Source organism: Micromonospora parastrephiae, from assembly GCF_016802865.1.
Classification (GTDB): domain Bacteria; phylum Actinomycetota; class Actinomycetes; order Mycobacteriales; family Micromonosporaceae; genus Micromonospora; species Micromonospora parastrephiae.
This window is the reverse complement of record NZ_JAEVHM010000164.1, coordinates 1-12,849: the sequence shown is the minus strand read 5'-3', so window position 1 is coordinate 12,849 and position 12,849 is coordinate 1. Positions and strand designations below refer to the sequence as shown.

The 12,849-nt window shown below is 72.8% G+C and carries 12 protein-coding genes and 2 pseudogenes; 1 reads left to right on the top strand and 13 read right to left on the bottom strand.

The features are described from left to right. From JNW91_RS32645 to JNW91_RS24520, 10 genes and pseudogenes are all read right to left on the bottom strand, one after another. Positions 1-198, bottom strand: a pseudogene (locus JNW91_RS32645) (hypothetical protein); the annotation flags it as partial. After that, the gene (locus JNW91_RS24560; protein ID WP_238425624.1) at positions 195-1,220 is read right to left on the bottom strand and encodes an RNA polymerase sigma factor; all 1,026 of its coding nucleotides are present in this window, start codon (positions 1,218-1,220) and stop codon (positions 195-197) included. The gene JNW91_RS24560 and the pseudogene JNW91_RS32645, both read right to left, overlap by 4 nt. Before the next feature lie 4 nt (positions 1,221-1,224). Then, on the bottom strand, positions 1,225-1,560 hold the full coding sequence (locus JNW91_RS24555) for a YciI family protein (protein WP_203177775.1): 336 nt from the start codon (positions 1,558-1,560) through the stop codon (positions 1,225-1,227). A gap of 85 nt (positions 1,561-1,645) precedes the next feature. Continuing rightward, entirely contained in the window at positions 1,646-2,257 is a 612-nt protein-coding gene (locus tag JNW91_RS24550; RefSeq protein WP_203177774.1) for a GTP-binding protein, read from the bottom strand. Then, positions 2,238-2,624, bottom strand: a complete 387-nt coding sequence (locus JNW91_RS24545) for a DUF742 domain-containing protein (protein ID WP_030337267.1) — start codon at positions 2,622-2,624, stop codon at positions 2,238-2,240. Before JNW91_RS24545 ends, JNW91_RS24550 begins: the two co-directional genes overlap by 20 nt. Before the next feature lie 5 nt (positions 2,625-2,629). Continuing rightward, on the bottom strand, positions 2,630-3,052 hold the full coding sequence (locus tag JNW91_RS24540; RefSeq protein WP_074312735.1) for a roadblock/LC7 domain-containing protein: 423 nt from the start codon (positions 3,050-3,052) through the stop codon (positions 2,630-2,632). Positions 3,053-3,142: 90 nt separating this feature from the next. Further along, on the bottom strand, positions 3,143-5,719 hold the full coding sequence (locus JNW91_RS24535; RefSeq protein WP_203177773.1) for a sensor histidine kinase: 2,577 nt from the start codon (positions 5,717-5,719) through the stop codon (positions 3,143-3,145). A gap of 127 nt (positions 5,720-5,846) precedes the next feature. After that, positions 5,847-7,463: a prenyltransferase/squalene oxidase repeat-containing protein gene (locus JNW91_RS24530; protein ID WP_203177772.1), complete on the bottom strand. Its 1,617-nt coding sequence runs from the start codon at positions 7,461-7,463 to the stop codon at positions 5,847-5,849. Continuing rightward, positions 7,456-8,373: a terpene synthase family protein gene (locus tag JNW91_RS24525; RefSeq protein ID WP_203177771.1), complete on the bottom strand. Its 918-nt coding sequence runs from the start codon at positions 8,371-8,373 to the stop codon at positions 7,456-7,458. Before JNW91_RS24525 ends, JNW91_RS24530 begins: the two co-directional genes overlap by 8 nt. Then, positions 8,370-9,706, bottom strand: a pseudogene (locus tag JNW91_RS24520) (cytochrome P450). Before JNW91_RS24520 ends, JNW91_RS24525 begins: the two are co-directional and overlap by 4 nt. Before the next feature lie 464 nt (positions 9,707-10,170). Between JNW91_RS24520 and JNW91_RS24515 the strand changes: the two are divergent. Beyond that, on the top strand, positions 10,171-10,419 hold the full coding sequence (locus tag JNW91_RS24515) for a DUF2630 family protein (protein ID WP_203177770.1): 249 nt from the start codon (positions 10,171-10,173) through the stop codon (positions 10,417-10,419). 50 nt (positions 10,420-10,469) lie between these two features. On the opposite strand, the gene JNW91_RS24510 is transcribed toward JNW91_RS24515, so the two are convergent. The 3 genes from JNW91_RS24510 to JNW91_RS24500 all read right to left on the bottom strand — a co-directional run. Further along, the gene (locus JNW91_RS24510; protein ID WP_203177769.1) at positions 10,470-11,402 is read right to left on the bottom strand and encodes a serine protein kinase RIO; all 933 of its coding nucleotides are present in this window, start codon (positions 11,400-11,402) and stop codon (positions 10,470-10,472) included. A gap of 188 nt (positions 11,403-11,590) precedes the next feature. Continuing rightward, positions 11,591-12,235, bottom strand: coding sequence for an HAD family hydrolase (locus JNW91_RS24505; protein ID WP_203177768.1), 645 nt, complete (start codon positions 12,233-12,235; stop codon positions 11,591-11,593). A gap of 65 nt (positions 12,236-12,300) precedes the next feature. Next, a partial coding sequence (locus JNW91_RS24500) for a carbon-nitrogen hydrolase family protein (RefSeq protein ID WP_203177767.1) occupies positions 12,301-12,849 on the bottom strand: 549 nt, incomplete at its 5' end.

The following is a 12,849-nucleotide window of genomic DNA, read 5'->3' as shown; positions in this document are numbered from 1 at the left end:
CCCTATCCGCCCCTTTTGTGGGGCACCACAACTCCATGATCGACGCGGGTGGAGGTCGCCGGCAACCTCGCGGGCGTCACCGGGCGAGTTCGTCGGCCCGGTCGAGCAGCGCGCGGCTCGCGCCGCGTCGAGCAGGACCAACCCGACGGCCGGCCCGTACGCGTACCCGTGCGCGACCACGCGGTTGAGCGCGATCACCGGCGAGGGCCGGAGGTCGGCCAGCGCGTCGTAGGCCCGCGCGATCGTCGCCAGTCGGTGGCCTCGACAGAGGCGGCGGTGGCGTGGCAGGCGGCGATCCGGGCCTGCCACGCGTACGGCCCGTCGTGGCGTACCCGATCGAGGGCGGCCAGGCCCTCGACGATGGCGGCGCGGTCCCACCGAGCCCGGTCCTGCCGTTGCAGCGAGAGGAGGTTGCCGGCGGCGTCGCGGCGGGCATCGGCCCGGGAGTGCTGAAGCAGGAACAGCGCCAGCAGGGCGGCCACCTCGGACTGCTCCGGCATCAGCTCATCGAGCAGCCGGGCCAGCCGGACCGCCTCGTCGGCGAAGGCCGGCTCGCCGTCGGCGACGTAGCCCCGGGTGAACAGCAGGTACAGCACGGCGAGGACGCCGGGCAGCCGCTCGGCCAGCGCCGGCCCGCTCGGCACCCGGTACGGGATGCCGGCCTGGGCGATGCGGGTGCGGGCCCGGGTCAACCGGCGGGTCATCGTCGATTCGCTGACCAGCAGGAGCCGGGCGATGTCGGCGGTCGGCACACCGCAGACGGTGCGCAGCGTCAACGCGACCCGCGCCTCGATCGCGAGCGCCGGATGGCAGCAGGTGAAGATCAGCCGCAGTCGGTCGTCCACCACGTCCGGCCCCACCTCCGGCTCGGGCTGCGCGTCGGCCGGCGTGAGCAGCGCCAGGTCGTGCAGCTTGCGGCGCTCGACGGTGGCACGGCGCAGCACGTCGATCGCCCGGTTGCGGGCCACCGTCATGAGCCAGCCGCCCGGGTTTGTCGGCACACCGTCGGTGGGCCAGCGCTCCAGGGCGACGGTCAACGACTCCTGGGCGCAGTCCTCGGCCACCGCCCAGTCCCCGGTCAGCCGGATCAGGGTCGCGACAATCCGGGGGTACGCCTCGACGCCGGCGGCCGCGACGGCTTGCGCCGCCGTGGCCGGTTCCGCGCCGGCGACCCGGCCGGCGCCTGCGTGCGCGCCGGCCGGTGCTTCGGTGCGGGCCATCCGGTCAGGCGGGCAGGGCCGCTAACGGGCGCAGTTCCAGTCGCCCGTGGCGGGCCATCGGGTGGGCGCGTGCCACCTCGATCGCCTCGTCCAGGTCGGCGCAGTCGAGCAGGTCGAAACCCACGATCACCTCCGTGGTCTCCGCGAACGGCCCCTCGGAGACGAGCAGTTCACCACCACGAACCCGGACCGTGGTGGCCGCGTTGGTCGGCGCCAGCGCGTCGCCGGTGAGGCGGCGGCCACGGGCGTCGTTCTCCGCCACCCAGGTGTGGATGTCGGGAAGGTCGGACGGGTCGGTGTCCGGCTCGGTGTCGCTGCAAACGAACATCATGTACTTCATCTGGCGCTCCCTGGTCTCTCGGGGTATCGCCAGCATGACGATCGGCCGGGAGCGTTCCGGACACCCTCCCCGGAAAAATGTTCGGTCAGTCCGTGCCGGCGGCGCGGCGGCGGGCCTCCCGGGTCTTCATCGCGTGCTCCATCAGCGTGACGAGCACCTCCTTGCTGGACTCGCGCTGCCGGGCGTCGCAGAGCAGCACCGGCACACCCGGGTCCAGGTTCAACGCGGCCTGCACCTCGTCCAGCCGGTACGCGCGGGCACCCTCGAAGCAGTTCACGGCGACCACGAACGGGGTGCCTCGACCCTCGAAGTAGTCGATGGACGGGAAGCAGTCGGCCAGCCGCCGGGTGTCGGCCAGCACGACCGCGCCGATCGCACCGAGCGCCAGTTCGTCCCAGACGAACCAGAACCGGTCCTGTCCGGGCGTGCCGAACAGGTAGAGCACCAGGTCGTCGCTGATGGTGATCCGGCCGAAGTCCATCGCCACGGTGGTGGTGGTCTTGCCCTCCACCCCGGACAGGTCGTCGATGCCGACACCGGACTCGGTCAGCACCTCCTCCGTGCGCAACGGCCGGGTCTCGCTCACCGCGCCGACCATCGTGGTCTTGCCCACGCCGAACCCACCGGCGACCAGGATCTTGATCGCGGTGGGCAGTGGGGTCGCTCCCGCCGGCCGGTCAGAGTGCCCGTAGTCCATTGATTACCGCCTCGAAGATGCTGTTGTCGGGAAGACCGGCCGTGGTCTGCGGCTCGCGGACCTGCACCAGGCTGCGGGCCGCCAGGTCGCCGAGGAGCACCCGGATGGTGCCCACCGGCAGGTCGAGATGGGCGGCGATCTCTGCGACGGACTGTATGCGTTGACACAGCCCGACGATCGCCAGGTGTTCCGGGCCGAGGCCGACTTCCGGCGTGACCTCGGCTCGGGTCGCGGTGACCAGGGAGATCAGGTCGAACGTGCCGGTGACCGGGCGTGCCCGGCCGCGCGTCACCGCGTACGGGCGCACCACCGGGCCCGCATGGTCATCCACCCACTGATGGTCCGCGGATTCTCCCTGCACCGTCATGGCCGCTACTTCTCGCCGGCCGGCTGGTCGGCGCCACGGGACGGGGAGGCCACGTACTTGCCGACCCTGGTGACCAGCATCGCCATCTCGTAGGCGATCAGGCCGACGTCGGCGTCCTCGCTGGCCAGGACCGCCAGGCAGGCGTTGCGGCCGGCAGCTGTGACGAACAGGAACGACGACTGCATCTCGATGATGGTCTGCTGCACCTGCCCACCGCCGAAGCGCTTCCCCGCGCCCCGGGCCAGGCTCTGAATGCCGGCAGCCATCGCCGCGAGGTGCTCGCCGTCGTCCCGGCTCAGCCCCTGGGAGGAGGCCATCAACAGCCCGTCGGTGGAGAGCGCGACCGCGTGCTCGGCCTGCTTCACCCGGCCCACCAGATCATCCAGCAACCACGTCAGGTCGGCACTCGAAGCCGTCTTCTGCGCCACTTCGTCGTCCTCTTCTCGCCCGGCTGTTGCGCCGTATTCGTCTGGGGCTGACCGTCACACCGTGCGGAGACCCGCATCCTCGGCGGCCGGTCAGGTAGCTTGCGGGTCCTCGTCGCTCGGCTCGGGCGTCGCGCTCGGCGGGGCGTTGGACGCGCCGCCGAGCAGTCGCGCCGCGTCTGTCCGACCGCGACGGGTGCCGGTCTGGTACGAGCTCATCATTCGGCGCACCTGCTCCGGGGGGCGCGCCACGTCATCGTCGTCGGTGTCTGTCGCGGCCGGGTCGTCGCGCAGCTCGGGCACGATGTTCGCCTGCCGGACCCGGACCGGCAGGCCCGAGTCGGTCCGGTCCGCCTCGGCGCGGGTCGGCAGCCGCCGGCCGTCGAGAGCCGGCTGGTTGGCGCTGTCCGTCGGGCGGGAGGGGTCGACCGCGGGCAGACCGGTGGGCACCGTGGGAGCCTCCAGGGCGGGCTGGCCCAGAATGCGTCGGGCCCGGGTGGGCAGGTCCGGCGTCCCGGTGGCCTGCTGTGTGCGCTGGCGGGTGGGCAGGGCGGCGTCCACGTCGGTGTCGTCGACTGTCGCGGTGGTGGCGTCGGGCACCAGCGGCCCGGCCGGGGCGACGGGTTCCGGCACGTCCGGAGCCGTCGTTCCCGGCGCCGTCGGTTCGGCCGCCAACGCGACCGGCGCGAGGGCGGCCGGCCGGCCGTTGTCGGCGTTGCTGGTCGCGCCCGAGGGCAGGGCGATGGCCGGCGATCCGGTCCGCATCGCGCCGGAGTCCTCCGGGGACGGGCCGTTCTCGGTGATCAGCTCCAGCGGGATCAGCACCACGGCGGTGGTGCCGCCGTACGCGGACTCCTTGAGCCGCACCCGCACGCCGTGCCGCTCGGTCAGTCGGCTCACCACGTAGAGCCCGAGTCGGGCGGCGTTGGCGAGGTTCAGCTCGGACTGGTCGACGATGCGGTGGTTCGCCGCGGCCAGGTCCTCCTCGCTCATGCCGAGGCCCCGGTCCTCGATCTCGATGGCGAACCCGTTGGCCACCAGCTGACCGCGAACCTCCACGGTGGTGTGTGGTGGCGAGAACGACAGCCCGTTCTCGATCAGCTCGGCGAGCAGGTGGATGATGTCGCCGACCGCGCGGCCGGCGAGGGAGACCGGCCCGAGCGGCAGGACGTTGACCCGGGTGTAGTCCTCGACCTCGGCCACCGCGCCACGGACCACGTCGACCATCGGCACGTTGCGCCGCCACGCCCGGCCCGGGGTGGAGCCGGAGAGCACGATCAGGTTTTCCGCGTTACGCCGCATCCGGGTGGCCAGGTGGTCGACCCGGAAAAGGTCCTCCAGCTCCTCCGCGTCGTGCTCGCGCCGTTCCATCGCGTCCAGCAGGGTGAGCTGGCGGTGCACCAGCGCCTGGGTGCGTCGGGCCAGGCTGAGGAAGACGTCGCGGACGTTGCGGCGCAGCTCGGCCTGTTCGACGGCGGTGCGCAGGGCGGTCTCCTGCACGGCGTTGAACGCCTTGCCGACCTGACCGATCTCGTCGGTGCCGAACTCCAGCGGGGGCGCCTCGGTCGCGACGTCGACCTCCTCACCGCGGCCGAGTCGCTCCACCACCCGCGGCAGCCGTTCGTCGGCGAGCTGCCAGGCGGCCTGGCGGAGTCGGTCGAGCTGGCGCAGCAGTGTCCGGGCCGTGGAGATCGAGACGACGACGGAGGCGATGACGGCGAGCAGACCCAGACCGGTGGCGAGCACCAGCCGGATGACGACCATCACGGCGACGCCGGTGGCTCGACCCACGATGCCCTCACCGCCGTCGGCCACCACGTCGTTCACCCCGGCCAGAGCCGGTTCCACCGTGCCGCGCCACTGCTCGCCGCTGACCGGCAACTGCGTCACCGGACGGCCCTCGCGGATGATGCTGTCCTGCACGGCGCGCAGCCGGGTGAACGCCTCCCCCTCGACGAGCTGCTGGTAGCGGCGCTCGTCGGCGTCGGCGAGCCGGGCCCGGGTCTCCTCGCCGAGGAACCGCTCGGCACCGACCAGGCTGACGTAGCGGGCGTACTCCGACCCGCTCATCCGGCCGTTGCCGAAGAGGCCGCTGAGCAGCGCGTCCTGCTGGGAGATCAGCTCCTTCATCCGGTTGAGCTGGATCAGGGCGGCCGCGTCGGCCGCGATCGCCTTGTCGTCCAGGCTGCCGGTGACGTCGTAGATCTGGAAGATCGACTCGATGGCGTCGGTGTACGCGTCGGCGGCGGCGATCCGGTCGACGGAACGGCCGAGCACCTGCTCACGGGTCTGCTCCAGCGCGTTGATCCGCGTGATCGACGCGTCCAGCTGAGCGTCGAGCGCCGAACTGCCGGCCACGTCGACCTGCCAGTTGCGGACCGAACCGGCGAAGTCACCCGCCAGCTTCGTGGTCTCGCGCTGCTTGGCCTCCAGCGCCGCCCGCTGCTCGGCGTCGGGATTGCTCAGGTACGACTGGGTCAGCCGCCGCTCCAGCTGGAGCTCCTGCAACAGAGGCTCACTGGGCGCGTAGACCTTGCTGTTGAGCAACTGGACACCGAGCAGGTTGAAGCCGTCGCGCAGGGTCACCCACGCCGCGAACATCCAGAGCGCGACCAGGGAGAGCAGCAGGGCAACAACCTTGGTGCGGATACTCGTACCGCGAGAACGCATTGAACCGTCCCAGGCCGGGCGTTGACTCAGCTCATCAACGGGTGATCATGAAGGGCGACGTTGTCCCGCCACAGCGGGGCATACGGGGCTGAGGCTCTGCGTACGCTAGCAGTGTCCACACAACCCCTCAAGTTGTTGTTTTTCTTGCCTGGTAACCGCAATCCACCACCGAACGGTCGACGTCGCCGAAACGGCTCGCCGCCGAACGGCAGGCGGCGAGCACGGCCGCCTCAACGATGGCAGTCGGACAGTACAGCTCCTTGCCGTACCACAGTGGAGGGTGCTCCCGTGTGGATGATTCGTGCAGGTAGGCATGTCCGCGCGTCACCGCGTCGGCGAGCCCCGGCAGCACCCTCGACGCCGCCAGCAGAATCCGCAGGGCGTACGCGGTCTCCTCGGCGGTGCCGGCCCAGCGGCCCCACGATCCGTCGGCGCGCTGGCCGTCCAGGACCCAGCGGACGGCCCGGTCCACGGCCTGGGCCGCCGCCGCGCCCCGGCCGAACTCCCCCAACGCCAGCACGCAGCAGGCGGTGGCGTAGTACGGCGACGCGTGCCAGCGGTCCTGCCAGGACCCGTCGGCGCACTGGTGGCCGGGCAGCACGACGCTGAGCCGGTCGACGGCCCGGCGGTACCGCACGTCGGCGTCCGGGTGCGCGGTGAGGTGCAGGCCGAAGGCGTCCAGCACGTGCGCGTTGGTGGTGACCGAGAAGCCGTCCTCACCCGGCCAGGTGCAGAAGCCGTCCGCCGTCTCGTACGCCCAGAGGCTGCCCGGGTCGGCCGGTCGACCGAGCCGCGCCAACGCGTCCAGCGCGACGGAGGTGGTGTCGGCGTCGGTCGGCAGGCCGTCGCCGGTGGCGACGCCCTCGGCGCCGCTGGCACCGGCCAGGGTCTGCAGCACGGCGGTCGGCGGGTTGACCGCGACGCCGGCGCGGCCCAGACCGCTGAGCACCCAGGCACGTTCGAACACGGTGATCGGCGCCGGGCAGGGCACCGGCCCGCCGCCGTCGCGGATCAGCTCCCGCAGGAAGGCGTGCGCGGCGGGGCCGGCGTCCGCGCCGGCCACGGTCAGCCAGGCAGCTGTCGCGGCGGGCGACGCGCCCACGGCGGTCAGGTCGGGTCCGACGTCGGTCGGGACCACGCCGAGCACCTCGTAGAAGTGGGCCAGTTTCGGCGGCAGCGCGGCGCCGGCGGCCACCGCCGAGCGCACCTTGCGCAGCCGGTCCGGGCCGAGCCCGACGGGCAGCGCGAGAGGTGGACGGGGCAGCCGCTCGGCGGTCGCCCGGTCCAGGCCGGCCAACCGCTCGTTGATCGAGTCGACCAGTGCCGGGACGAGGAGGTCCAGTGCGGGGGTGTCCGGCAGTGTCCGCGCGTCGGTGGCGAGCAGCGTGCCGGCGAGGGCGCCCAGCCCGTCGGCCACCGGGGCGATCAGGTCGGTGGCGGCTTCGCCGTCGGCCAACGCGGACAGCAGCGCGTCGGTGGCGCTCAGCGTGGGCACGAGGGCGTACCCCTCGGGTGGGCCCCACGCGCCGTCGGCGCGTTGGCCGCGCAGCAGGAACGCGATCCGCTGCTGGTGCCCGGTCAGCCAGGGAGCGTCGGCGACCAGCCGGCCGGTCTCGTACACCGATGCGGCGACCTGACCCCACGGCCGCAGCGCCAGGCCGGCGATCAGCTCGCGTGCGGCGTCGGCGGCCGGGTCGCCGCCGGCGGCGGGGTCGGCCAGCACCCGGTACGGGCCGTCACTCATCGCGCGTCCCCCAGAAGTCCGACAGCTGGTAGAACCCGCCGGTGAAGGAGATCTGCCGGTGCAGGTAGTCCGCCTGGCGGGGGCAACGTTCGGCGAGGGCGGCCAGGTCCCGCCGGGACCGGCTGGTCAGCTCGGCCAGCCGGGCGTGCACCTGCTCCGGCGCGGCGACCAGCTGCAACGCGTTCAGGTCGCCCCACTCGGCGTCGCGGCCGTGGGTGGCCAGGTCGTTGACCAGCCGTAGTACGCGCTGCACGCCGCGCCCGGCGTCCAGCAGGTCGGTCAGTTGGGCGAGGGTCCGGTCGTCGCCGGTGGCGATCCAGTGGGTGACGTTGACGAAGGAGCAGGCGAGATTGTCGGCGTTGTCCAGGTAGCGGTCGAGGTCCGGCAGACGCCGACCGGTGGACGGGTCGGTCGGCAGGTTCTTCCAGTCCCACTCCCGGGACACGGCGGCGAGCATCCGCGCCAACTCCTCGCGCCAGATCGGGCGCAGCCGGGCGAACGCCGGCACCTCGGCCAGCTCGTCGCGCAGGTCGGCCAGCAGCCGCGCCAGATGGCGCCCCGGCGGCGGGGCGGCGCCGTCGGCCACCGCCAGGCAGTCGGTCACCACCTGCCGCACGTCGTCGGCGGACCGGGCGAGGTAGTCGACCTGCCAGTCGGCCGCGAAGACCCAGAGCAGGGTACGGGTGGTGATGCGCAGCTCGGCGGCGGTGTGCCAGGGCGCGGTGAAGGCGATCGCGGTGGCCACCGAGCTGAGCAGCGCCGCGTCGAACGGCGCGGCGTCGAACAGCTCCGGGTGGGCGGCGGTGACGTCCTGGAGGTCGCGTACGCCGCGCACGGCGAGCGCGCACACCCGGCCCTGCTCGGCGACGGCGTCCGGACCGGTCTGCACCGGCCACGGCGCCCCCGTCACGGCCCGACCGGCCGTTCGACCGGGGTGATGATCAGCTCGGCTCGCTGCTTGGGTTGCAGCGAGGCGCCGAGCCGGGGTGTCAGGTCGACGGGTTCGCGCAGCCGGAAGCGGTAGCGGCTCAGCACGGTGCTGACGATGAGCTGCGCCTCAAGGAGGAAGAGGTACTGCCCGAGGCACTGGTGCGGTCCGCCACCGAACGGGAAGTAGGAGTAGCGGTAGCGCCGCCGGGGCAGCTCCGGCGCGAAGCGCTCCGGGTCGAACAGCGTCGGGTCGGTCCAGAACGTCGACATCCGCTGGGTGACGTACGGGCTGACCAGCACGGTGCCACCGGCCTTGATCCGCACTCCGCCCAGCACGTCGTCGCCGACCGCGGTGCGTGGGATCATCCAGCCGGCCGGGTAGAGCCGCAGCATCTCGTCGAGCACCATCCGGCCGTAGCGCAGCTGGGGCAGGTGCTCGCGGCCGACCCGGTCGCGCCGACCACCCGCTCGATCTCGTCGGTCATCCGCTCGGCCACGTCGGGGCGGGAGGACAGCACCGGCCAGAGCCAGGAGAGCAGGGCGATGGTGGTCTCGGTCGCGGTGGAGAACATGGCGACCACGTCGCCGCGGATGGCGTACTCGTCGGGCTCCTGGCCGTCGGCGCGGGGCCGGCAGAGGGTGGAGATGATGTCGTCGCCGTCGGTGGGCCGGGCGCGCGCCTCCCGGATGATCGGCAGCACCACCTCGTCGATGGTCCGCACCGCCTCGTTGAAGGCACGGTCACCGGGCATCGGCACGGCGTACGGCACGAAGGGCACCAGCAGGCGCGGGAGCATCGCGGTGGTGACCGTGTCCAGCGCGGCGCTGATGCGCAGCGCGTCCGGGACCGAGATCCGGTCGGCGAAGAGCACCCGCATGGTGGTGCGCAGGACGATCCGGGTCAGCTCGGCGCCGCCGTCGATGGGGCGGCCCTCGCGGGCCGGCTCCAGCCACTCGTCCACGGCCTCGTTGATCGCCTCGGCCATCCTGTCGACCAGCGTCTCGGCCCGTTTGGCGGTGAACAGCGGTTGCAGCGCGCCTCGGCTGGACTCCCAGACCTCGCCCTCGGCGACCAGGATGGCGTCGCCGACGATGCGTCGGACCGGCCGCCAGAGAAGTCCGTCTCCGTCGCGGGTGTAGTTGGCAACGTTGTCGCGCAACACTCGTTGCAGATGCTCGGGATGACTCACCAGGTACGGACGGAACGTGCCGAGGTTCAGTCGGACGACCTCGCCGGCGGCGTCGTCCGCGAAGGCGACCAGAGCGCCGAGCGGGTCGCGGACCAGCGCGGGCAGGGCGCGGTGCAGCGGGATCGTCCGGGGCTCGGTGTTGAGGGGGGCGGGGCCGGCATCGGACACCTGCGACATCACACCACGTCTCCTCGTCCTCCCACCGCGCGCAATTGTCCATTTCGCATGGTCGGGACTGTGGGAATTTCACCTTCTGGGCGTCGGAAGCATCTCACCAAACGCGAGCCACCTCCAGACCTTCGAAGAGTGAGATTCCACTGCCGCGGCCCGGTCCCTGAGCACGGCAGCCACCCGGCGGACTCCGGAATGGACACTCAGGATGGGTCGCGCCGCAGGTCGGAACCCGTCGATGCCGACGCCGAACGACCGGAGGACGCGATCACGCCGCCCCGGCCGCCGGGGCCCGGATCGGCGGCGACGTCGGACGGCGCCGCAGGGCACGGTCGACGGTCCGCGGACGTGAGCGAGGACGCACCGGTACCCCCGAATCCGGGCGACACCGGGCACCCTGTGCCAGGCTCTCAGGCATGGACGACAAGACCATCCTGAACCGGATCTCCGAGCTGGTCGACGAGGAACACAAGCTGCGCGCGCAGGCCCAGGCCACCGAGTCGGGCACCGAGGGCGAGGCCAGCGCGCGACTGCGCGACCTGGAGGAGTCCCTTGACCAGTGCTGGGACCTGCTGCGCCGCCGGCGGGCCGCCCGGGAAACCCACGGCGACCCGGACGCCCAGGGCGAACGCCCCAAGCCTGAGGTGGAGCGCTACCTGCAGTGACCGCCGCGGGTGGGTCGGACGGCCGGCTGCGCCGTCCGACCCGCCCCGGGTCACCGGATGCCCGCCTCGCGCAGCAGCTCCCCGGTCAGCGCGACCGGGTCGGCCTGCTCGGCGGACAGCCCCCGGGCCACGAACCAGGCGCTCACCACCCGCACGTCACGGGCCAGGAAGTCGGGCCCCTGCGGGTTCGCCACGACGTCGACCACCTGCGGCAGGTCGATCACGACGAGCCGGCCCCGATGAACGAGCAGGTTGTACGGCGACAGGTCGCCGTGCGCGTAACCGGCCCGGGCCAGCACCCGCAGCGCCTCCACCAGTTGCGCCCACAGGTCGCGCAGCTCGGCCGGGCCGGGTCGCAGCTGGGCCAGCCGGGGCGCGGCCAGCCCCGACTCGGCGTCGCCGACGAACTCCAGCATCAGCTCGGTGCCGCGTAGCTGCACCGGGTACGGCACGGCGATCCGGTCGTGCCCGGCGCCGATCTCCCACAGCCGGGCCAGGGCGGCGAACTCGGCCGCGGCCCACTGCCCGGCGATCATTTGCCGACCGAAGGCCGTCCGGCCGGCCATCGCCCGGTTCTCCCGGGACCGGCGGACCCGGCGGCCCTCCAGGTAACCGGCGTCGCGGTGGAACAGCCGGTGCTCGGCGTCGCGGTACCGCTTGACCGCCAGCAGGCAGGACCGGTCGGTGTCCGGCACCGCGCGGCGGACCAGGTGGACGTCCGCCTCCTTGCCGGTCTTCAGCACACCCAGTTCGGTGTCCTTGGCGGCCAGCTCGGTGACCAGCCAGTCCGGGTACGGCTGCGGCCCGTGCACCGCGTCGTCCCAGGACGACCAGTGCTCGCCGGTGTCCGGGTCAGGCTCGGCGTCGGGGTCGGCGGGCGGCTCGACGTGCCGCCCGCGCTTCAGGAATTGTGGTTCGTCGTCGTCGAAGCGGCTCTTGCCGCGGCTGCGGCGCTCCAGCGCCGGCAGGTCATGATCGCGCACTGTGGTGAGGTTCCCTTGGTCGAGGCTGAGATAGGCGGCTGGAAGCGACCTGCGAAGACGGCCATGACCGACCCCCTCTCCTCGACCGGGCGCACGCCCGGGATTGCACGATGTGCCGACCATGCTCGCCGCAGCCCGGCCGACCGGTCAACCGAATTACCGCCGGACCACCCGACCGGTGACGCCCGTCAGCTCGCGAGCACGGTGGCGACCGCGGCGATCAGCCCGTCCGCGGTGCGACTGGGCGCGAACCGCACGTCCGACCAGGTACGCCCGCGATGCAGCCAGACGCTGGGCAGCCCGACCGCGGCGGCGCCGCCGATGTCCGCCTCGGGACTGTCGCCGACCACCCAGGCGCCGCGCAGTGGCATCCGGACCCGCTGCGCGGCGAGCGCGAAGATCCGCGGGTTGGGCTTGCTGACCCCGGCCTCCTCGGAGATCACCCAGTCCGCGACGTAGCGGTCCAGGCCGGTCCGGCGGATCTTGGCGTCCTCCACGCGTACCGTGCCGTTGCAGACCACCACCGGCACCCAACCCGCGTCGTCGGCGATCCGCAGCGCGCAGGCGGTCAGCGGGTCGAGCCGGGTCTGCGCCACCACCCCGTCGTGCAGCTCCTCCACCAGGTCGATCGAGGGGATACGCAGCTCGTAGCGGTCCCGGATGGCGTCGGCCAGGTCCCAACGGTCGGTCAACCCGTCCGCGTCGATCGAAAGCAGCCAGTCGATGTCGCTGGGGGGCGCGCCGATGCCGTCCAGGAAGCGCTCACCCCAGCGGCGGAACGGCCCGGCCCGATCCAGCAGGGTGTTGTCCAGGTCCAGCAGGAGCAGTGGCACTCGGGCACCCTACGGGACCGATGTGTCCGCCAACAGGTGCAACCGGCATCGACCTGACTATGGGCTCAACCGGACATTGACACCCGGGGATCACCCTGGTGCGGCAGCCGGTCGGCGAGCATCGAGTGCGCCGCCCGGGTGGCCGCGAGTTCGGCCGGGTCCAGTGTCGCCACCAGCACCGCCGTGCCCTCGTCGGCGCCCCGGGCCAGCACCCGCCCCTGCGGGTCGTAGATGGCCGCGCCGCCGTTGAACCGCCACGGGTCGACTCCCCCGACCGCGTTGGCGAAGACCACGAACATGGTGTTGTCCAGGGCCCGCGCGGCGTAGTACAGGTCCCGGCGGTGTTCCGAGCCGGTCAGGTATCCGCTGGGGCACAGGTAGCCGTGCGCGCCGTCGAGCGCGGCGGCCCGCGCGTGCTCGGGGAAGCAGCCGTCGTAGCAGATGCCCAGCCCGAGCCGCCAGTCGTCGACGAGCAGCGTGGCACCCCGTCCGCCGGCGTCGAACAGCTCGCGTTCGTCGCCCCACAACTGCTGCTTGTCGTACCCGACGCGGACCGCGCCGGCCCGGTCGACCACCAGCGCGGCGATGGTCCGCCGGCCGTCCGGGTGGCGGGC